The sequence below is a fragment of the Streptomyces sp. NPDC002403 genome (genome assembly GCF_053593015.1).
In genome coordinates this window covers 149591-170870 of sequence record NZ_JBSFBQ010000011.1, presented here as the reverse complement: position 1 = coordinate 170870, position 21280 = coordinate 149591, and the positions used below count along the sequence as shown (strand labels likewise).

At 71.4% G+C, this 21280-nt stretch carries 16 protein-coding genes and 1 tRNA gene; 6 read left to right on the top strand and 11 right to left on the bottom strand.

The annotated features are described in order from the left end of the window. Positions 1-28: 28 nt before the first annotated feature. The 9 genes from rpmE to ACWCPY_RS15740 all read right to left on the bottom strand — a co-directional run bounded on the left by rpmE (position 29) and on the right by ACWCPY_RS15740 (position 10903). A complete protein-coding gene (gene rpmE, locus ACWCPY_RS15780) occupies positions 29-253 on the bottom strand; it encodes a 50S ribosomal protein L31 (protein WP_019764351.1) in 225 nt (74 codons plus the stop codon). A 142-nt stretch (positions 254-395) separates the two neighbouring features. Further along, on the bottom strand, positions 396-1499 hold the full coding sequence (locus ACWCPY_RS15775) for an LCP family protein (RefSeq protein ID WP_451265199.1): 1104 nt from the start codon (positions 1497-1499) through the stop codon (positions 396-398). A gap of 412 nt (positions 1500-1911) precedes the next feature. Beyond that, positions 1912-3936, bottom strand: coding sequence for a transcription termination factor Rho (rho, locus tag ACWCPY_RS15770; protein ID WP_451265197.1), 2025 nt, complete (start codon positions 3934-3936; stop codon positions 1912-1914). A gap of 385 nt (positions 3937-4321) precedes the next feature. Then, positions 4322-5239 (bottom strand): homoserine kinase, encoded by a 918-nt coding sequence (gene thrB, locus ACWCPY_RS15765; protein ID WP_451265195.1) that lies wholly within the window; start codon positions 5237-5239, stop codon positions 4322-4324. Positions 5240-5548: 309 nt separating this feature from the next. Next, entirely contained in the window at positions 5549-6619 is a 1071-nt protein-coding gene (gene thrC, locus ACWCPY_RS15760) for a threonine synthase (protein ID WP_451265193.1), read from the bottom strand. 6 nt (positions 6620-6625) lie between these two features. Continuing rightward, positions 6626-7927 (bottom strand): homoserine dehydrogenase, encoded by a 1302-nt coding sequence (locus tag ACWCPY_RS15755; RefSeq protein ID WP_384751820.1) that lies wholly within the window; start codon positions 7925-7927, stop codon positions 6626-6628. A 95-nt stretch (positions 7928-8022) separates the two neighbouring features. Further along, complete coding sequence (gene lysA / locus ACWCPY_RS15750; RefSeq protein ID WP_451265191.1) at positions 8023-9414, bottom strand: diaminopimelate decarboxylase; 1392 nt, start codon at positions 9412-9414, stop codon at positions 8023-8025. Positions 9415-9435: 21 nt separating this feature from the next. Next, complete coding sequence (gene nrtL / locus ACWCPY_RS15745) at positions 9436-10434, bottom strand: ArgS-related anticodon-binding protein NrtL (RefSeq protein ID WP_451265189.1); 999 nt, start codon at positions 10432-10434, stop codon at positions 9436-9438. Between the two features lie 55 nt (positions 10435-10489). Beyond that, a complete protein-coding gene (locus ACWCPY_RS15740) occupies positions 10490-10903 on the bottom strand; it encodes a response regulator (RefSeq protein WP_451265187.1) in 414 nt (137 codons plus the stop codon). Positions 10904-11143: 240 nt separating this feature from the next. Here ACWCPY_RS15740 and ACWCPY_RS15735 point away from each other — a divergent pair. After that, positions 11144-11215, top strand: a tRNA-Arg gene (locus ACWCPY_RS15735). Between the two features lie 821 nt (positions 11216-12036). Here the strand turns inward: ACWCPY_RS15735 and ACWCPY_RS15730 are convergent. Continuing rightward, the gene (locus ACWCPY_RS15730; RefSeq protein WP_451265185.1) at positions 12037-12414 is read right to left on the bottom strand and encodes a hypothetical protein; all 378 of its coding nucleotides are present in this window, start codon (positions 12412-12414) and stop codon (positions 12037-12039) included. Between the two features lie 362 nt (positions 12415-12776). Here ACWCPY_RS15730 and ACWCPY_RS15725 point away from each other — a divergent pair, with 362 nt between their 5' ends. After that, a complete protein-coding gene (locus ACWCPY_RS15725; protein ID WP_451265183.1) occupies positions 12777-14264 on the top strand; it encodes a hypothetical protein in 1488 nt (495 codons plus the stop codon). 212 nt (positions 14265-14476) lie between these two features. Further along, positions 14477-16438, top strand: coding sequence for a S53 family peptidase (locus tag ACWCPY_RS15720; protein ID WP_451265181.1), 1962 nt, complete (start codon positions 14477-14479; stop codon positions 16436-16438). A gap of 90 nt (positions 16439-16528) precedes the next feature. Here ACWCPY_RS15720 and ku read toward each other — a convergent pair whose 3' ends face one another. Further along, entirely contained in the window at positions 16529-17605 is a 1077-nt protein-coding gene (gene ku / locus ACWCPY_RS15715) for a non-homologous end joining protein Ku (protein WP_451265179.1), read from the bottom strand. A 61-nt stretch (positions 17606-17666) separates the two neighbouring features. Between ku and ligD the strand changes: the two genes are divergently transcribed. The 3 genes from ligD to ACWCPY_RS15700 all read left to right on the top strand — a co-directional run bounded on the left by ligD (position 17667) and on the right by ACWCPY_RS15700 (position 21261). Beyond that, the gene (ligD, locus tag ACWCPY_RS15710; RefSeq protein WP_451265177.1) at positions 17667-18563 is read left to right on the top strand and encodes a non-homologous end-joining DNA ligase; all 897 of its coding nucleotides are present in this window, start codon (positions 17667-17669) and stop codon (positions 18561-18563) included. Between the two features lie 203 nt (positions 18564-18766). Next, the gene (locus tag ACWCPY_RS15705) at positions 18767-20941 is read left to right on the top strand and encodes a HEAT repeat domain-containing protein (RefSeq protein ID WP_451265175.1); all 2175 of its coding nucleotides are present in this window, start codon (positions 18767-18769) and stop codon (positions 20939-20941) included. Next, positions 20938-21261 (top strand): zinc-ribbon domain-containing protein, encoded by a 324-nt coding sequence (locus ACWCPY_RS15700; protein ID WP_451265173.1) that lies wholly within the window; start codon positions 20938-20940, stop codon positions 21259-21261. The genes ACWCPY_RS15705 and ACWCPY_RS15700 overlap by 4 nt, the downstream gene beginning before the upstream one ends. The last annotated feature ends 19 nt before the right edge of the window (positions 21262-21280 follow it).

The window sequence follows — 21280 nt, the reverse complement described above, 5'->3', positions numbered from 1 at the left end:
GGGCGCCGAGAACCGGCGCAGTGGCTCGCTACTTGCTGGCGGAGCCGGCAGCCTTGCCGAAGCGGGCCTCGAAGCGGGCCACGCGGCCACCGGTGTCGAGGATCTTCTGCTTGCCCGTGTAGAACGGGTGGCACTCGGAGCAGACGTCGGCGCGGATGGTGCCGCCGTCGATGGTGCTCCGGGTGGTGAACGACGCGCCACAGGTGCAGCTGACCTGCGTCTCGACGTACTCGGGGTGGATGTCGCGCTTCAAGGGTTTCTCCTAGGTTCGGGAGGGCTCCGGGTCGCACGCACGGATTGCGCGTCCGTGAACCGGGGCCGACGTACCAGTCTGCCAGGACCGGCCGTATCTCCCAAAACCGGGGGCGGGCCGCACCTATTCCCGGCCCGCCCGGTCACCGTACGACGTCGCCCGCGGCACCCTTGTCGCCCGCCGACTTCTCGGTGGCGGAGGCGGGGATCGGCTTGTCCTGCGCGAGCGCGGTCCACACCTGCCGGGCGGCGGTGTCCAGCGGCACGACGCGGTTCGGGTCGACCGGGTCGTACTGCACGGGCAGCGTGACCATGTGGACGTTCTTCGAGCCGAGCCCCTTGAGGCCGTTGGCGAAGGACGTGAGTTCCGTGACCGAGCCTAGGTCGGAGTCGGTGGTGACGGTCTTGGTGGCCGTGTCCGCGAGGTCGTACAGGGTCTTCGGGTTCGAGAACACCCCGACGGTCTTGACCTGCTCCATCAGCGCCTTGATGAACGCCTGCTGGAGCTGGATGCGGCCGAGGTCGCTGCCGTCGCCGACGCTCTTGCGGGTACGGACCAGTCCCAGCGACTGCTCCCCGTCGAGGGTGTGGGTGCCGGGTTCGAGTTCCAGATGGCTCTTGGGGTCGTCGATCGCCTCGGTGGTGGTGATCTTCACGCCGCCCAGCTCGTCGATGAGCTTCTTGAAGCCGGTGAAGTCGACTTCGAGGTAGTGGTCCATGCGTATGCCGGACATCGCCTCGACGGTCTTGACCGCGCAGGCCGGTCCGCCGACCTCGTAGGCCGTGTTGAACATCGCGCGCTGCTGGCCCGCGACGTTCTGCCCGGTGGTGTCGCTGGTGCAGTCGGGGCGGGTGACGAGGGTGTCGCGCGGGATGGAGACCACGGAGGCGGTTTTGTGGCCCTTGTTGACGTGCAGGACCATCGCGGTGTCGGAGCGGGCCGTTCCCTCGTCGGCGCCGTACTCGGAGTTCGCGCCCGACCGGGAGTCCGAGCCGAGCACGAGGATGTCCTGGGAGCCGTTGTCGATGTTGTCGGGGCGGTCCTTGCCCAGTGCGGCGTTGATGTCGACGGCCTTGAGGTTGCCGTTGAGCTTGAAGTAGGCGAATCCCAGTCCGGCTCCGCCGACGACGACCGCGCCGGCCAGGGTCCAGGCGGCGATCACGGTCGCCCTGCGGCGACGGGAGGGCTTCTTCCGGCGCTTGCCGGTGGGGCGTATTCGGCCGCCGCTCCCGTTCTGCTCGGTCATGGGTCTCCTTCGGTCGTCGGCTTTCCCGGCTCGGGTCCGTCCGGCCCCGATGCGCCGAGCAGGCCCTGCCCCCAGCAGCGGGGTTCGGGTACTGAAACATCGACATGTCGGTATCGCGTACGACGCCGTGGCACGAAGAAGGGTTGCACAGCCACCTGTTGTTTCCATGTGAGGACGAAACGGACACTCGATACGGTTCAACAGCCGGTGATCCGGCGCTCACCTGCGGTTTCTTGTCCGATACAGGCATCACGGCGGGCCCGGCGGCACGTCCCGCATGTGGCAAAGGTCTCGATTCGGCCACGGGTGCCGGGGTCGGCTGCGTCACATTCGCCCGACCCACGGCACAGGGCCGCCCCCGGCACCGAAGTGACGGGGGGCGGCCCTGTGATTCAGCCGGTCCGGTACGACGTCAGTCGTTGCCGTTGCCCGGGGCCGGCGTCGTCTTCTGGATCTGGAGCAGGAACTCCGCGTTGGACTGGGTCTTCTTCATCCGGTCCAGGAGGAGCTCGATCGCCTGCTGCTGGTCGAGCGCGTGCAGCACCCGGCGCAGCTTCCAGACGATCGCCAACTCCTCGCTGCCCAGGAGGATTTCCTCCTTGCGGGTGCTGGACGCGTCGACGTCCACCGCCGGGAAGATGCGCTTGTCCGAGAGCTTCCGGTCGAGCTTGAGCTCCATGTTGCCGGTGCCCTTGAACTCCTCGAAGATCACCTCGTCCATGCGCGAGCCGGTCTCGACGAGCGCGGTGGCCAGGATGGTCAGCGAACCGCCGTCCTCGATGTTGCGCGCGGCACCGAAGAAGCGCTTCGGCGGGTACAGCGCGGTCGAGTCGACACCACCGGACAGGATGCGGCCGGAGGCGGGGGCCGCGAGGTTGTACGCACGGCCGAGGCGGGTGATGGAGTCCAGCAGGACGACCACGTCGTGACCCAGCTCGACGAGACGCTTGGCGCGCTCGATGGCCAGCTCGGCGACGGTGGTGTGGTCCTCGGCGGGACGGTCGAAGGTCGAGGAGATGACCTCGCCCTTCACCGACCGCTGCATGTCGGTGACCTCTTCCGGACGCTCGTCGACCAGGACGACCATCAGGTGGCACTCGGGGCTGTTGACGGTGATCGCGTTGGCGATCGCCTGCAGGATCATGGTCTTGCCGGTCTTCGGCGGGGCCACGATCAGCCCTCGCTGGCCCTTGCCGATGGGGGCGACCAGGTCGATGATCCGCGTCGTCAGGACGTTGGAGTCGGTCTCCAGACGGAGCCGGTCCTGCGGGTAGAGCGGGGTCAGCTTCTGGAACTCCGGGCGGCCGCGGCCGGTTTCGGGCGCCATGCCGTTCACCGAGTCGAGGCGGACCAGGGCGTTGAACTTCTCCCGGCGCTCGCCGTCCTTGGGCTGGCGCACCGCACCGGTGACGTGGTCACCCTTGCGCAGGCCGTTCTTGCGGACCTGGGCGAGCGAGACGTACACGTCGTTCGGGCCCGGCAGGTAGCCGGAGGTCCGGATGAACGCGTAGTTGTCGAGGATGTCCAGGATGCCCGCGACGGGGATCAGGACGTCGTCGTCGGAGACCGGGACCTCGTTGGCGAAGTCCTCGCGGCCACGACGGCCACGACGGTCGCGGTAACGGCCACGACGGCCGCGACGGCCGCCCTCGTCGTCGTACCCGTCGTCCTGCGGGCCGCCGCCCTGCTGGCCCTGGCCCTGGCGCTGCTGACGCTGGCCGCCCTGCTGGCCCTGGCCACCGCCCTGCTCGTCGCCCTTGCCCCTGCGGTCGCGCTGACGGTCGCGGCGCTCCCCGCGCTCGCCGCGCTCCTGGCGGTCGCCCCGGTCGCCGCGCTGACCGCGGTCCTGGCGGTCGCCGCGACGGCCCTCGGCCGTGTCGGCGGCGGCTTCGGCCTTGGCCTCGGCGCGGTCGTCGCCCTTGGGCTCGGCCTGCGTCTCCGCCTTGGCCTCGGCGGACTTGCCCTCCGCCTTGCTCTCCGGGCTGCCCGCCTGCGCGGTCGCACGGCGCCGACGGCGCTCGCCCGCGGGCTGGTCGTCGCTGGCCGGCTGGCCGGGGATGTCGATCTGCTGCTGGGCCGCGGCCTTCTCGGCGGGCGCGGCGGCTGCCGGCTCGTCCCCGGTGCGCGTCTTGGAGGTGGCGCGGCGCTTCGGCTTGGTCTCGGACGCCGCGGCGGGCGCGGCGGCCTTGGGCGCAGCGGAGCTACCGGCCTGCGCCTCCTTGATGACCTCGATCAGCTGGCCCTTGCGCATCCGCGCAGTGCCCTTGATGCCGAGGCCGGACGCGACCTGCTGCAGCTCGGCCAGGACCATGCCGTCAAGGCCGGTGCCGGAGCGGCGGCGCCGTGCGGTGGTGCCAGTGGCAGCACCTTCGGCGGGCGCGGCGCTGTCGACGCTCTTGTCGGCAGTCACGCCCATCAGATCGGTGGTGTCGCTCACGAAGGGTCCTTCCCTGGAGCGGACGTCGGCCTTCTGGCTCGGCGACCGGTTGTGCTGTCCGACTGCGGTCTGTTTCTTGCGGACCGTGCCGGGGCGGTGGTCCGCCGGGTACGGCGGAGAGATGAAGGTGTGCAAGGGCCCGGCGCGAGCATCCCCCTGCTCGGCCCACTCCTGGACAAGCGAGGGGTGTCGTGCCGGTTCCGGAGCGTGCACGAAACTGCTCAGGCAGGCTGCTCAGGCAGTTGGGGAGGCTCCCGGAAGAATTGGTGGTCCCGGAAAGGGACACGAAGCAACGCGCCACATAGACGTCGGTTGCAGACTTGAGGTTAACACTACCGGCTCCAACAAACATTCCCCCTCTCACTCACCGGCAATCACTTCTCGCCTACGGGACGAGCGGCAGCACACTCGCGCCCGGGGCGTCGAGAGCGAGGCGATTGGCCGCCCACCCCTCGCCCGCCAGCTGTGCGACCTTGTCGGCCGCACCGTCCTCGGCCAGTGCGAGCACGGTCGGCCCGGCACCGGAGATGACCGCGGGGACGCCGTCCGCGCGCAGTCGGTTGACGAGTTCCACGCTCTCGGGCATCGCCGGGGCGCGGTACTCCTGGTGGAGACGGTCCTCGGTGGCGGTGAGCAGCAGCTCGGGGTGCCTGGTCAGCGCCTCGACGAGCAGTGCGGCACGGCCGGCGTTGAAGGCGGCGTCGACATGCGGGACCGAGCGCGGGAGCAGCCCGCGGGCGGTTTCGGTGAGCACCGGCTTGCCGGGGACGAAAACCACCGGAACGATGGATTCTGCGGGATCCATCCTGATCGCGCGCGCCGATCCGCCGTCCATCCACGCCAGCGTGAAGCCGCCGAGCAGACAGGCCGCGACGTTGTCGGGGTGGCCCTCGATCTCGGTGGCGAGCTCCAGCAGGGCCGCGTCGTCGAGCCGTACGTCCCCGCCGGTCGTCACGGCGCGGGCGGCGACGATGCCGGCGCAGATGGCGGCGGAGGAGGAACCGAGACCGCGCCCGTGCGGGATGCGGTTGGCGCAGACGATCTCCAGGCCCCGGGGCTGCCCGCCGAGCAGGTCGAAGGCCGTGCGCAGGGAGCGTACGAGGAGGTGGCTCTCGTCGCGGGGCAGCGTGTCGGCGCCCTCACCCGCGATGTCGATGTGCAGTCCGGAGTCGGCGACGCGGACGACGACGTCGTCGTACAGCCCCAGCGAAAGGCCGAAGGCGTCGAAACCCGGGCCCAGGTTGGCGCTGGTCGCGGGGACGCGCACCCGGACGGCGGCGGCTCGGAAGGCGGGACCGGCCATCGGTTGGACGACTCTCCTTGTGTGACAGCGGGGGGGTGGTGAAGCGTTTTCTCCGTGGTGGCGGGAGGTCGTGGTGACGGGGAGTGGAATTCCGGGGAACCGACGGCCACAACGGCCCAGGCACCGCGGCAGATGCGGCGGGCGAGTTGAGTACAGCTTATCGAAGGAAGGTTCTGTGGCGACATAGGGCGCACAGGAGGCGCACGATGCGTGTCGCACTCCTCCCCTGCGCTCTCCGCCCCGAAAAGAGGCGGTTGAGCTGGGTTCTTCCCCGGCCCGTCGGGCATGACCGACGGGCCGGGGCAGGCTCTAGACCAGGCCCAGCTTCTCTGCGGCGGTGGCCGCGTCGACCGGGACCGTGACCGGCTGCGGGGCGCCCGCGACGGCCCAGTCGGGGTCCTTGAGGCCGTTTCCGGTGACCGTGCAGACGATCTTCTGGCCGGGGTCGACCTTGCCCTCTTCGGCGGCCTTCAGCAGACCGGCCACCGAGGCGGCCGAGGCGGGCTCGACGAAGACGCCCTCCTGGGAGGCCAACAGCCGGTAGGCGGCCAGGATCTGGCGGTCCGTCACCTCATCGATGAATCCGCCCGATTCGTCCCGGGCGTCCAGCGCGTACTGCCAGGAGGCCGGGTTGCCGATCCGGATCGCGGTGGCGATGGTCGACGGGTCCTTGACGATCTCGCCGCGCACGATGGGCGCGGAGCCGGAGGCCTGGAAGCCCCACATGCGCGGGGTGCGCGTGGAGACCGCGTCCGCCGCGTACTCCTTGTAACCCTTCCAGTACGCGGTGATGTTGCCCGCGTTGCCGACCGGGAGGACGTGGATGTCCGGGGCGTCGCCGAGCGCGTCGACGATCTCGAACGCGGCGGTCTTCTGGCCTTCGATACGGACCGGGTTGACCGAATTGACCAGTGCCACCGGGTAGTTGTCCGAGAGCGAGCGGGCCAGCGTCAGGCAGTCGTCGAAGTTGCCGTCGACCTGGAGGATCCTGGCGCCGTGCACCAGCGCCTGGCCCATCTTGCCGAGCGCGATCTTGCCCTGCGGCACGAGGACGGCACAGACCATGCCGGCCCGCACCGCGTACGCGGCGGCGGAGGCGGAGGTGTTGCCGGTGGAGGCGCAGATGACGGCCTTCGCACCCTCCTCCTTGGCCCGGGTGATGGCCATCGTCATGCCGCGGTCCTTGAAGGAACCGGTGGGGTTGGCGCCCTCGACCTTGAGGTGCACCTCGCAGCCCGTGCGCTCGGAGAGGACCTGAGCGGGGACGAGCGGCGTACCGCCCTCACGAAGCGTGACGACCGGCGTCGTGCTCGTGACCGGAAGGCGGTCCCGGTACTCCTCGATGATGCCGCGCCACTGGTGGGTGCCCTTGCTGGTCATGGGTCCTTACTCCCCTTCAACACGCATGATGCTGGCGACACCGCGCACGGTGTCGAGCTTGCGCAGCGCCTCGACGGTCGCCGAGAGGGCGGCGTCGGACGCGCGGTGGGTGACGACGACGAGGGACGCCTCGCCGCCTCCGTCCGGTCGGCCTTGCTGGCGTACCGTATCGATCGATACGCCCTTTTCGGCGAAGACCGTCGCGACCTGGGCGAGCACGCCAGGCTTGTCGGCCACGTCGAGACTGATGTGGTACCGCGTGACCACGTCGCCCATGGGGCTGACCGGCAGACGCGTGTACGCGGACTCACCGGGGCCGGTGGCCTCGTTGAGCTTGTTGCGGCAGACCGCGACCAGGTCGCCGAGGACCGCGGACGCGGTCGGCGAGCCACCGGCGCCGGGGCCGTAGAACATGAGCTGACCGGCCGCCTCCGCCTCGACGAAGACCGCGTTGTACGCCTCGCGGACGGAGGCCAGCGGGTGGCTCAGCGGGATCATCGCGGGGTGGACGCGGGCGGTGACCGACTGCCCGTCGGCGGCGCGCTCGCAGATGGCGAGGAGCTTGACGGTGCAGCCCATGCGGCGGGCGGAGGCGATGTCGGCGGCGGTGACCTCGGTGATGCCCTCGCGGTGCACATCGCCGATCCTCACCCGGGTGTGGAAGGCGATGCCGGCGAGGATCGCGGCCTTGGCGGCGGCGTCGAAGCCCTCGACGTCGGCGGTCGGGTCGGCCTCGGCGTATCCGAGCGCGGTGGCCTCGTCGAGCGCCTCGGAGTACCCGGCTCCACTGGTGTCCATCTTGTCGAGGATGAAGTTGGTCGTGCCGTTCACGATGCCGAGGACCCGGTTGACCTTGTCACCGGCGAGCGACTCGCGCAGCGGCCGTACGAGCGGAATGGCGCCGGCCACCGCGGCCTCGTAGTAGAGGTCCCGGCCGTGCTGCTCGGCGGCGGCGTGCAGCGCGGCGCCGTCCTCGGCCAGCAGCGCCTTGTTGGCGGAGACGACGCTCGCACCGTGCTCGAAGGCGGTGGTGATGAGCGTGCGGGCGGGCTCGATGCCCCCGATGACCTCGATGACGACGTCGATGTCGCCCCGTTTGACCAGGGCCGTCGCATCGGTGGTGATCAGCGCGGGGTCGATGCCCTCGCGCACCTTGGAGGGCCGGCGCACGGCGACACCGGCGAGCTCGACCGGCGCACCGATGCGCGCGGCGAGGTCGTCGGCGTGCGTCGTCATGATGCGCGCCACCTCTGAGCCGACCACTCCACAGCCCAGCAGCGCCACCTTCAGCGGACGCGTACGCATCATCCGACCTCGTTTCCTTTACATCCGATGTGTGGACCAGTCTCACTCACCGGACGGGAGTTTCTGCCACTCGTCCGGATCCTGAGACATCTATTTCATCAGCCGACATCGAGACGCAGGAGATCTTCCTCCGTCTCGCGCCTGACGATGACACGCGCCTGCCCGTCGCGCACGGCGACGACCGGCGGACGCAGGGCGTGGTTGTAGTTGCTCGCCATGGAACGGCAGTACGCGCCGGTGGCGGGCACGGCGATCAGATCGCCGGGGGCGAGGTCGGACGGCAGGAACGCGTCCTTGACCACGATGTCGCCGCTCTCGCAGTGCTTGCCGACGACCCTGGCGAGCATCGGCTCGGCGTCGGAGGTGCGCGAGGCGAGCGCGACGGTGTACTCGGCGTCGTACAGCGCGGTGCGGATGTTGTCCGACATGCCGCCGTCGACGCTGACGTACGTGCGCAGCCCCTCCAGGGGCTTGATGGTGCCGACCTCGTACAGCGTGAAGGCGGTCGGGCCGACGATGGCGCGTCCCGGCTCGACGGAGATCCGCGGGGTGGCGAGCCCGGCCGCCTCGCACTCGCGGGTCACGATGTCGCCGAGCGCCTTGGCGATCTCGTGCGGCTCGCGCGGGTCGTCCTCGGAGGTGTACGCGATGCCGAGCCCGCCGCCGAGGTCGATCTCGGGCAGCTCCACCCCGTGCTCGTCGCGCACCTCGGCGAGCAGCTGCACCACGCGCCGGGCGGAGACCTCGAAGCCGGCCATGTCGAAGATCTGCGAGCCGATGTGCGAGTGGATGCCGATGAGCTCCAGGCCGTCGAGGGTGAGCGCCCGGCGCACCGCCTCGGCGGCCTGTCCCCCGGCCAGCGCGATCCCGAACTTCTGGTCCTCGTGCGCGGTGGCGATGAACTCGTGGGTGTGCGCCTCGACGCCGACGGTCACCCGGATCTGTACGCGCTGCCGCTTGCCGAGCCGCTGCGCGATGTGCGCGACACGGGCGATCTCCTGGAAGGAGTCGAGCACGATGCGGCCGACACCGGCGGTGACCGCCCGCTCGATCTCGGCGACGGTCTTGTTGTTGCCGTGGAAGGCGATGCGCTCGGCGGGCATCCCGGCGTCCAGCGCGGTGGTCAGCTCACCGCCGGAGCAGACGTCGAGGTTGAGCCCCTCCTCCTGGAGCCAGCGCACGACGGCGCGCGACAGGAAGGCCTTCCCGGCGTAGAACACGTCGGCGCCCGGTCCGAAGGCGTCGGCCCAGGCGCGGCAGCGGGCCCGGAAGTCGCTCTCGTCGAGGAAGTAGGCGGGGGTGCCGAACTCCTCGGCCAGCCGCGTCACTCCGATCCCGCCGACGGTGATCGCGCCGTCCTCGTCGCGGGTGACGGTACGGGCCCAGACCTTCTCGTCCAGGGCGTTGAGGTCGGTGGGCGGGGCGGTGTAGTGCCCCTCCGTCATGACATCGGCGTGACGGGGCCCGGCGGGGTGTGCGGATCGACTCATGGTCTTGCTCTCTCGGATCTCTCAGAGGACTTCGGGTGCGCTGATGCCGAGCAGGGACAGGCCGCCCGCCAGCACCGTCCCGGCGGCTTCGGCAAGAGCCAGCCGGGAGCGGTGGGCGGCCGAGGGTTTCTCGTCACCGACGGGCAGCGGCGAAGCGCTGTCGTGGAGGTCGAAGAAGGCCAGCGCGAGGGCTTCCAGCTGCCGGGCGACCCGGTCCGGCTCGCGGTGCCGGGCGGCGGCGGCGAGCACTCCGGGGTGATCGGCGAGCAGCGCGCCGAGCGCGGGCGCGTCCACGCTCTCCTCGTACGCCGCACCGAACCCGAGCTGCCGGGCGTTGCGCCCCAGCGCGCGGATCCGGGCGTGTGCGTACCGCACCCGGAACAGCGGGTTGCTCTCCTGCTGCACGAGGAGCTCGCCGCTCCCCGTGCCGCGGGGCCGGTCGTGCGGGGCGGACCGCAGCAGGGCCCAGCGGGCGGCGTCGCTCCCGAGCCGCTCGAAGAGGTCACGGTCGGCGGCCGGCACCGGCGTCACGTGCAGCGCCTCCCCGCCCGCCGTCCGCTCCCCGACCTCGGCACCCTGGGCCCGGAGCAGCCGCTCGACGGTCCCGGTGACGACGCGGGCGCGGAGCTCCTCGACGGGCGCGAACGAGACCGCCGCTCCGGCGAGGGCGTCGCCGTGTCCGTACGCCGTGCCCCGCGCGGCGACGGTCCGCACCAGCCGGTCGAGGCCGCGTGCCCCGTCCCGCAGCGTGAAGTTCAGGAATCCCGGCCCGGTGACCTCGACGTCCCCGATGCCCGGCGCGTCCAGCATCCGTGCCCGGAGGATCTCCGCCACGTCCCTGGCCGGCAGCGCGGCGGGCCGGGCCAGCTGGAGGGCGACGGCGCAGGCGTACTCCCCGCGCCCGCCGGGGCGCGTCCGCTCCACCCGCACGCGCGCGGGCACGGGCGCGCGCAGGGCGTCCTCGTCGACCGCGCGGCGCACGGCGTGCAGCACGGTCCTGGAGAGATCGGCGGGGGTCACAGGACAAGCGTATGGGAGGAAGGGGGGCACCCCGCGACCCGGTTTCGCCATGCGGTCACCCCGCGGCACGCTCCGCGGCTCCGGCACCCTGCCGGCCGTCGAGCGTCGGCGGGTCGTCGCGCTCCATCAACTGCTGTACGAGCCGCACCAGCTCGGTCGGCTCGAAGGGCTTCGCGAGGAAGGCGTCGACCCCTGCGGCGACCCCGCTGTCCATCTCGTACGCCGTGCAGGCGCTGATGATCGCCACGGGCAGATGTCTGGTCCGCGGATCGGAGCGCAGTCTGGCTGCGGTCTGCAGACCGTCCAGCCTGGGCATGACGACATCGAGCGTGATCACATCGGGACGGACCCGATGCACCAGATCCAGACACTCGACACCATCGGCCGCGGTCACGACCTCGAAGCCCTCAAGCTCCAGGTTGACCCTGATCAAATGCCGGATGACCTTGTTGTCGTCGACAACAAGCACGCGGCCACACGCCCCTGACACACTTCGAGAGTAGGGGCGACTCCGCGGCTGCGTCCGGGTTTTACCCACTTCCGCCCCCGGACGGGTGGCGCGAGGGGTGGCCGGATGCATCCGAAACGCACCGCACGCCCCCCTCCACCCGACCCTCGCAGCCTCCCCGGCCGACCCGGAAATACCTGTTCACGGACACCCCGCGGAAGCTGGTAGTGTTTCACCCGTCGCCGAGCAACACAGCGATACGCCCTCGTAGCTCAGGGGATAGAGCATCGGCCTCCGGAGCCGTGTGCGCAGGTTCGAATCCTGCCGAGGGCACCTTGACACTAAGGCCCTGACCAGCAGAAATGCCGGTCAGGGCCTTAGTCGTGCATGCCGAAGCGCACGCGGGACAGCCACCGGTACTGCCTCTGCGCAAAGCGAAGACGCTGCATCACCTCGACCGCCACGAAGCCGGTCCTGGATCCCGGAGTTGCTTCGCACGTGACTGAGCGCGGCTGGGATCGCAAGTGGTTGATGGCTTACAGGATCTGCGGCGCAAGAACCGCGGCCGGGCGGCGGAGCTGGCACGCGGCGTGCGGGCCTACGCGGAGCGGCTGTCCGGGAAGGCCCTGGGGCTTGTCGACAGCGCGGGCTTCTCCTGGGAGAGCGTCGCGGCCTCGCTCGGCCGGCTGAGCGAGGCGAGGATCGACCGCGAAGTGTGGGAGCTTCCGCTCCTCCAAAGGGATCGGCAGCCACTCGCGCAGCTCATCGGCGTGATGCTGGAGGCGCCCGCACTCAGGGACCATCCGGTCGGGATCGCGGATGAACATGATGGGCGCGCCGACGACTTCATCGCCCGAGGCCCGCACCTGGAGCGTCCTGATGCGCAGGGCCTGCCCGAGGCTGCCCGAGGCCGACGCGGCGCTCGTCAGGCGCGAGCTGCAGCCGCTCCTCAAGCCGTACAGGGAAGTCGTGGGGGACTACGCCCTTCACCGTCGGCAGGACCGGCCCGGCCGACGGAACCGCCGCCAGAACAGGACTCCGGTGGCGGAATTGACGACGACAGCGCCCAGCGTGGCGAACAGAGGCGGCCCCGGGGGACCAGGTGCGACGCGCCGTCCGAATTCCAAGGGGTTCGGACCCGTGGTACGTACGGGCTACGCGCCCGCGTCGTCCGGCCCGTCGGAGCCGATCTGTTCGGCCCGCAGCGCCAGGTCCTGGAGCACGTCGGCGGAGGTCACGTCGGTCTGCCCGGAGTCGTGCACCTGGGCCAGCATCGCGAAGGCCAGGGTGAACGCACCGACGAGCTGCTCCACCGCGGCGCCGACCTCCCGGCCGACGAGCGTCGCGACCTCCTCGATCGAGGCGTCCTCGGGGACGGAGATCCGGGGCATCGTCTCGTTGAGGAGAACGGTCACCACACTGGGATCGGTCTCCAGGTCCTCACGGTCGACATTCTCTTCGAGCAGCCGACGGATCTCGCCCGCCTCCGTGAGGATGCCCACCACGCGCTTCACCACTTCGCTCTGCTCCATCCGGCGAGCATAGGCGCGGAGCGGTGCGGGCGGTGATCAATCGGAGTTTCGGGGCGCCCGGCCGGTGTGCCTGAGGGGAGCACGGGTGGCACTCGCGGCGTCGGGGGCGGGGCGCCGCGCCCCGGAAGTGCGCCCGGATTGACACTGTTCGGGGTGTCGTGGATGGTGTTCCGGCCGGGTTCGATTCGAGGCCCGGCTTGCTCAACCGTTGGGGGGCCGACGTGAGTTGGGACGATCAGAGAGTTACCGGCGGAGCTGGTTCCGGTTCGCCGCCGCCCGGATTCGCCCCGCCTCCGCCGCCACCCGCGCAGCCGCCCGTGGTCGGACCGCCGCCGCCCGGGGGCGGGCTGCGGTCCGCGGCCGTGGCGTTGCTCAATCTGAGCGGGTTCGGGCTCGGCTACGCGCTGATGCGGTGCTGGGTGCGGGTGGCGTTGTGCTGGGCCGCGACCGGTGCGCTGCTGTGGGCCCTGCTTCCGGCCGAGCCCGAAGGGGCCGCCGGCGGGGTGGTCGTCGCGTATCTCGTCGCGCTGGTCCTGGCGGCCGTGGACGGGGCGCGGGTCGCACGGCGCCGGGCGGTCGGCGGGTCGTGGCGGCCGGTGGTGGCGGCGGGGGCCGGTCTGGTGCTGCTGGCGGTGCCCGCCGGGGGCGTGGTGGCCTACGGCTCCGCGCAGGACGAGGCCGTGGAGCAGATGCTGCTCGACCGGCTGGACCGGGGCGACCGGAGCGTCGAGGCCGTTTCCGGCAGGCCCTTCGCCGAGGCGCGGGACGACTACCGGGCGGCGCTCGCCGTCTACCGGGACCTCGGGGAGGAGCATTCCGGGTCGAGGGCCGGGAAGCTGGTGCCGCAGCGGCTGGACGCGTACTACAAGGCGGTCTCGGCGCCGTACCGGCAGAAGAAGCTCTGCGAGGCCATCGAGCCGCTCGCCTTCCTGCGGACCCTGCCCCGGGAGATCGACCCGAAGCTGCTGGGCGATCTCGCCGGCTACCCCGACGGTCCGCTCGCCGCCTCGCTGTACGCGTGCGGGGTGTCGAAGCTGGGCGCCGTACCGACCGGCGGCAAGGACGGCGACGAGCTGGGTGAGCTGCTGCGTACGTTCCCCGACTCGGCCGAGGCCGGGAAGGTGGGGCCCGCGGTCTCCGGGAAGATCTCTCAGCAGAACCGGGCCGTGCGCGGAAGCGACCCCTGCGCCGCCAGGGACACGCTGCGGCGGCTGCGTACGACCGCCCTCGCGATGCCGGACAAGTCCGTCTCGGCACTGGCCCCGAAGGCCGACGGCGGTATCCGGAACGGCGAATACGCCTGCGGCGTCGCCCAGTTCAAGGCCAGGAAGTTCAGCCAGGCACAGCTGACGCTGACGGAGTTCGCCGCGTCGTACAAGAAGGACGAGCGCGGGGCGCGGGCCCGGGACATCGCCATCGCCGCCGAGATCGCCGACACCCGGGCGGCGGCCGGCAAGCACCTGCCGCCCTCGGGCAGTCCCGGCGGGGCCCGGATGGAGCTGGTCATCAGCAACGACGCCCCGGACGGGGTCGAGATCCTGTACACCGGGCCGGTCACCGGGAAGACCGCCGTCAAGGGGTGCGGCAGCTGCGGGACGCACTCCGGGCCGACCGCCTCCCTGTCGGCCTGCAAGGCCAAGGGGAAGAGCTATCCGCATGTGACGCTCCGGCTCCCGGCGGGCGAGTACCACTTCCTGTACAAGCACCGGGGCGGCTCGTCCCGAACGACCGTCAGCAGTTACGCGGACGGGTCGAGGATCCAGCCCGGGTACCGCTACACCAGCTGTACGTATGTGTCCACTTCGCCCTCGTTCGGGGTCGGACCGTCGGACTCGCTCACGCACACCTGAGGGTTCGGCAAGAGACGGCAGAGGTGACACGGGGCGGCAGGGGCAATTGCGCAGAAATCATGCGAACTCCCCTGCCGACTCGTGCACTTGGTCGATTCTTGGTCATCGCATGCCCCTTACATGAGATGTTCCTCGCCAGAGTGGCGCATTACATGTGCACATCATCCGGCACATGTAATCCACACGCGTAGACCCACATCGCAGGGGGTTGTATGAGAACCAGCCGCGCGAGAAGTCGCGCCGCCCTGAGCATGGCAGCGACACTGCCACTGCTGGCCGGCGCGCTCGCCCTCGGGACACCGAACGCCAGCGCCGACTCCGCGCCGAGCGGGCGGGACGCGCTGCAGGGCACCAAACCCGCCTGGGCGACCGCCGGGGCGGACCGGGGAGCCACGTCCGACAGCGGCAGGGTCAGCGTCCGGGTCCACCTGGCCGGGCGGGACGCGAAGGGGCTGGCCGCCTATGCCGCGGCCGTCTCCGACCCGCGGTCCCCCTCGTACGGGAAGTACCTGAGCGCCGCTCAGGCGCAGGCCCGGTACGGGGCGACCCAGCAGCAGATCGACCAGGTCAGCACGTGGCTGAAGTCGAACGGGCTGACCGTCACCGGTACCAACCGGCACTACGTCTCGGCCACCGGTGAGGTCGCCGCCGCCGAGAAGGCGTTCGGCACCCAGCTGCGCAACTACCGCAAGGGCGACCGGACCTACCGCGCACCGGCCTCCACCGCCTCCGTCCCCGCCGCGCTGAGCGACGCCGTCCTCGCCGTCTCCGGCCTGGACAACGCGCCGCACAAGTCGAGCCACGACGAGACGCTGCCGCCGCCGGACGCGGTGTTCCGCAACTCCGGCCCCTTCTCCACGTACTACGGCTCGAAGACCGCCTCGACGCTGCCGAACGCCTACGGGACGCAGGCGCCGTACGCCGTCAAGGGGTACACCGGCAAGCAGCTGCGCGCCGCCTACGGTGCGGGCAGCTGGACCGGGAAGGGCGTCACCGTCGCGATCACCGACGCGTACGCCTCGCCGACCATCGCGAAGGACGCCGCCGAGTACGCCAAGCGCAACGGCGACGCGCCCTACCGCCGCGGTCAGCTCACCCAGGTGCTGCCGGACGACTACACGAGGACCGAGGAGTGCGGGGCCTCCGGCTGGTACGGCGAGGAGACCCTCGACGTGGAGGCCGTGCACGCGGTCGCCCCCGCGGCCGACATCGTGTACGTGGGCGGCGCCTCCTGCTACGACGCCGATCTGCTGGACTCGCTGAACAAGGTCGTCGACCACCGGCTCGCCGACATCGTCTCCAACTCCTGGGGCGACGTCGAGGCCAACGAGACGCCGGACGTCGCGGCCGCGTACGACCAGGTCTTCAAGATGGGCGCGATCGAGGGCATCGGCTTCTACTTCTCCTCCGGCGACGACGGCGACAACGTCGCCTCGACGGGCACGAAGCAGATCGACGTGCCGTCCAACTCCGCCTGGGTGACCTCCGTCGGTGGCACCGCGCTGGCGGTCGGCAAGAACGACAAGTACCAGTGGGAGACCGGCTGGGGCACGCTCAAGTCGAGCCTCTCCGAGGACGGGAAGAGCTGGGACGGCTTCCCGGGCGCGTACACCTCCGGCGCGGGCGGCGGCACCAGCTCGTCCGTGCAGCAGCCGTTCTACCAGCGCGGTGTCGTGCCCGACTCGCTCGCGCGGGCCAACGGGAAGCAGCGGATGCGCACGGCCCCGGACATCGCGGCCGTCGCCGACCCGAACACCGGCTTCCTGGTCGGCCAGACCCAGACGCTGCCCGACGGCTCGCTCGGTTACGACGAGTACCGCATCGGCGGTACGTCGCTGGCCGCGCCGGTCATCGCCGGTGTCCAGGCGCTCGCGCAGCAGGCCCGGCACGGGCTGCCGATCGGCTTCGCCAACCCGGCGATCTACGCCCGGTACGGCTCGAAGGCGTACCACGACGTCACCGACCACCCGCTGGGCCCGAACCGCGATCTCGCGGTGGTCCGGGTCGACTACGCCAACGGCGTGGACGGGGCGGACGGCCTGCTGACATCGCTGCGCAGCCTCGGCAAGGACGCCTCGCTCAAGGCGGTCAAGGGGTACGACGACGTGACGGGTGTCGGGACTCCGGCGGCCGGCTACGTGAACTCGTACCGCTTCCCGTTCCGCAGGCACTGAGCCACCGGTCCGGTACCGACGGCCGTCCCGGGGCACTGCCTCCGGGGCGGCCGTCGGTCGTGTGCGCGCCCGCCGGGGCCGGGCCCCGGCTCACGCCGAGGCGCGCTTGCGGGAGGCCGGCTTCTTCGTCGCCCGCTTCGGGTCCGACTTCGCGGTGGTCTTCTTCGCCGCCGTCCCGGAGCCGGTCCTGTCGCCCTGCTTCTTCGTCGACCGGGCGGCGGTCTTCCTGGCGGGCGCCCGGCTCGACGCGGACTTCTTGGCGGCGGCCTTCTTGGTGGACGCCGCGGCCTTCTTCTTCGCCCCGGTCCCGCCGGACTTCTTGCGGCCGGCGAGGGAGGTGACCTCGGCCACCGGGGCGTTCGCCGGTTCCTCCCCGGCCTCCGGCTCCTCGCCCCGGGCCTCCTTCGCCGCCCGGACGCTGCTCTCCAGGGCCGCGATCAGGTCGATGACCTTGCCGCCGGATTCGTCCGGCCCGGCCGGCTCCGGCGTCCGGCCCTCCGCCTTCGCGGCGATGAGCTCCTCGACCGCCTCGCGGTAGTCGTCGTGGAGCGAATCCATGTCGACCTCGCCGAGGGTGTCCATCAGCGCGTCGGCCAGGTCGAGTTCGGCGTCGCGGACCTTGACCTCGGTCTGCGGGGCGACGCCCTCGGGGCTGCGGATCTCGTCCGGCCAGAGCAGGCCGTGCATGGCGATCACATCGTCGACCACCCGCAGCATGCCGAGCCGTTCGCGGCCGCGCAGCGCGTACTTCGCCACGGCGACCTTCCGGCTCCGCTTCAGCGCCTCACGGAGCAGGGTGTACGGCTTGGCCGCCGGGACCCCGTTGGCGGAGAGGTAGTACGCCGCGTCCATCTGCAGCGGGTCGATCGAGGCGGCCGGCACGAAGGCCACGATCTCGATCGTCCTGGCCGTGGGCAGCGGGAGCGAGTCGAGGTCCTCGTCGGTGATGGGGATCATCGAACCGTCGGGCTCCTCGTACGCCTTCCCGATCTCGGCGGCGGTGACCTCCTGCTCGTCGATCTCGCAGACCTTGCGGTAGCGGATCCGGCCGCCGTCGGCGAGGTGGATCTGGCGGAAGGAGACCGAGTGGTTCTCGGTGGCGTTGACCAGCTTGATCGGGATGCTGACCAGCCCGAAGGAGATGGCGCCGTTCCATATGGACCTCACCGTTCACCCCTTGTGTCCGTGTAGATACCTGTAGGTCCGTGAATCATGTGATTCTTATCGTATGACGCCGATCACAGAGGTGGAGGGGCGGCGGCTGGCGCTCAGCAATCTCGACAAGGTGCTGTATCCGGCCACCGGAACCACCAAGGGCGAGGTACTGCACTACTACGCGGCCACCGCCGCGGGGCCCCTGCTCACCCATCTGGACAACCGGCCCGTCTCCTTCCTGCGCTATCCGGACGGGCCGGACGGGCAGCGCTTCTTCACCAAGAATCCGCCGCCGGGTACGCCGTCCTGGGTACGGACCACCCCGGTGCCGCACCACGAGGACAAGAAGGCCAGGCAGGTGGTCGTGGGGGATCTGGCCTCGCTGATGTGGGCGGCCAATCTGGTGGTGGAGTTCCACACCCCGCAGTGGCGGGCCGGGGCGCCCGGGATCGCCGACCGGATGGTGTTCGACCTGGACCCGGGCGCGCCCGCGAGCGTGGTGGAGTGCTGCACGGTGGCGCTGTGGCTGCGCGGGCGGCTGGCGGCGGACGGGCTGTGCGCGTACGGGAAGACGTCCGGGTCGAAGGGGCTGCATCTGCTCGTACCGCTGGAGCCGACCCCCGCCGACCGGGTGTCGGCCTACGCGAGGGGGCTGGCCGTCCAGGCGGAGCAGGAACTCGGGGACCTGGTCGTGCACCGGATGAAACGGGCGCTGCGGCCGGGGAAGGTGTTCGTCGATTTCAGCCAGAACGCGGCGTCGAAGACCACCGCCACCCCGTACACCCTGCGGGCCCGGCCCGAGCCGACCGTCTCCGCGCCCGTCACCTGGGCGGAGATCGAGGAGTGCCGGGCCCCCGGGGAACTGGTCTTCCTGGCGGGCGGGATGGGGGCGCGGCTGGAGCGGTACGGGGATCTGCTCGGGCCGCTGGCCGATCCGGACGGGGCCGGGCGCCTGCCGGAGGTGCGGTAGTCCTTCAACAGGGCCGTGCGGGAGCCTTTCCGGCGTCCCGCCACCGGAGAATGGCCGTTTCGCATCGGTCCGCCGATAGCGCATGGCATGGGCGTTTGTCATGCTCGCCAGGAAAAGACCGCATGTGGAGGGCGGATCGTCCGACCCGTGGTGCACACTCCTCGCAGACACTGCTTCGTTGAAATGCGTGGGGAGGCGATGGGGTGTTCGCTGGGATCGACGAGGTCGACTGGGCCTCGATGGAGCATGCCTACGGACCGGCCGGTGATGTGCCCGCGATGCTGCGGGGGCTGGCGTCCGCCGATCCGGCGGAGCGCGAACAGGCGCTGGACGGGATGTACGGGGCGGTTCACCACCAGGGTGATGTGTACGCCTGCACGCTGGCCTGCATTCCTTTCCTCTTCGAGCTGGTCGTGGATCCGGGGATCCACGACCGGGGCAGCATCGTCGAGCTACTCACCAGCATCGGCGGCATCGATCTGGACGAGGACGACGAGGACGAGATCGACGACGCCGAGATCGAGGGCGCGGCCAACTACGCGATGGCGGCGACCGCCGTCACCGCGGGCGCCGGGGTGTTCTTCGAGCTGATGACCGACGAGGACCCGGGGGTACGGCTCTGCGCGCCGCTGGCGCTCGCCGCGCTCCACGGCCATCCGGACCGGGTTCTCGCGCTGCTGCGGGAGCGGCTGCCGGTCGAGCCGGACGAGGAGGTGCGGCTCGCGCTGGTCGAGGCGGCGGGGCGGGTCGCCCTGCGCCATCGGCTGCTGGCCGGGGAGGCGGCGGCCTGGCTGAGCCGGCTGGCGGGCGAGGGCTTCCCGCCGGGGCTGCGGCTGGCGGCACTGGCCCAGCTGGCGCGGTGCGCGCCGGACGCCCTGCCCGGCGATGTGGTGCGGGTGGTGACGGGGCTGCTGCGGCAGCTGCGCTCGGTGCCCGCGCGCCGGTCCGGGGCGGCCCCGGCGGTGGACGCCCCGGCCGGAGCGGCAGAGGGGATCGCGGCCGTCGAGGCGTACCCGGACGCGGCCGGGGAGCCGCCCGCCGAGGAGCGGGTCGCGCCGGCCGCCCGGGTCGGCCGCTTGCAGGCGCTGTCCGACGACGAGATCCCGGCGCCCGCCGCCCCATGGACGGCGGATCTGCTGCGCACGCTGCACGCCGGGCTGGACGACCGGGTCGCCGAGCGGACGGCGCTGCTGACGGACCAGCTGCGCAGCCCGGACCGCCGGCAGCGGATCGACGCGCTCCGGATGAGCAGCGGGCTGATCCGGGTCTGGCGGGGTTCGTACGAGGAGCTCGTCCGGCTGGTCGGCGAGCAGCTCGCCACCCCCGATCCGCTGCTGGCCGAGGCGGCCTCGCACGTGCTGGAGGAACTCTTCGGGCTCGCCGCGCCCGCCGCCGACGCTCTGGCGGCGCGGGTGGCGGCGGATCCCGAAGCCTGGGTGCGGGACTGGCCGAGCGGCCCGCCGGCGCTAGGCAGTGCGGTGAAGGCGCTGGCCAGGCTGGGCGACGCCCGTGCCGTGCCCGCGCTGGCCGCCGCGCTGGAGCGGCCCGAGGTACCGCACGACGTGGGGTTCGCCATCGGGTATCTGGGGGCGGCGGCGGCCCCGCTGTCCGAGGTACTGCGCCGCAGGCTCGGCGAGGTCCCGCTCGACGAGCGGGCGCACGACCGGGCAGGCCCGCTGCTCACCGCCCTGACCGTGCTGCGGGCCGACGAGGCGGTGCCGGAGGTGCTGCGGGTGCTGCGCGGGGTGCCGGAGTACCGCGGCGAGTGGGTGCGTACGGCGGCGCTGCGGGCGCTCGGTGCGTTCGGGCCCGCGGCGCGCGGTGCCGTGCCGGAGCTGCGGGCGCTGCTGCGGAGTCCCGGGGCCGCTTCCGCGACCGAGGTCGCGAAGGCCCTGTGGGCGGTCGAGGGGGATGCCGGCGCGGTGCTGCCGGTGCTGATCGACGGTCTGGGGGCGGAGCACGTCCATGAGGTCCGGTCCGCGGCGAACGCGCTGGGCATGCTCGGGGCACGGGCGGCAGTGGTCGCACCGCGGCTGCGGGCGCTGCTGGGGCACGAGGAGCAGTGGCTGCGGATCGACGCGGCGGTCGCGCTGTGGGAGGTGTCCGGGCGGGCCGACGAGTCCGTGCCCGTGCTCCTGGCGGACTGGGAGAAGAACCATCATGTGCGCGTCCGGGTGGCGGAAGGCCTGGCGCGGATGGGTGCCGCTGGTGCAGGGTCGGATGCGGCACGCGTGCTGCGCGCCGAACTCACCTCCGTACGCCGTCACAACGCGATGGACGGCGTGTTCGGCAGCCACGACACCTACGAGGACGAAAAGCTGCTGGCGCTCTGCCGCCAGGCGCTTCTGTGGAACACGGGGAAGGGACCCACACCATGATCATTTTCGGTACGCGAGGCTATCTGTACCAGCTGGCCATATTCACGCTGGTCTGCGGCTGGTGCGGGAATCCGGCCGCGCACACGCTGCGCAAGAGGGTCACCAAGTTCACGCTGTTCTTCGTGCCGCTCTTCCCCTTCTCGACGAAGTTCGCGACCCAGTGCACCTTCTGCGGCGGGGAGCAGCAGATCCCGAAGGAACAGGCCGAGCAGCTGCTGGCGCAGCACGCGGCCTCGCAGCAGGGCAACCCCTACGGGCAGCCGCAGGGTCAGCCGGGGTACGCGCCGAACGCGCAGGGCCAGAATCCCTACCAGAGCTGACACGCACCTCCGTCGCTGC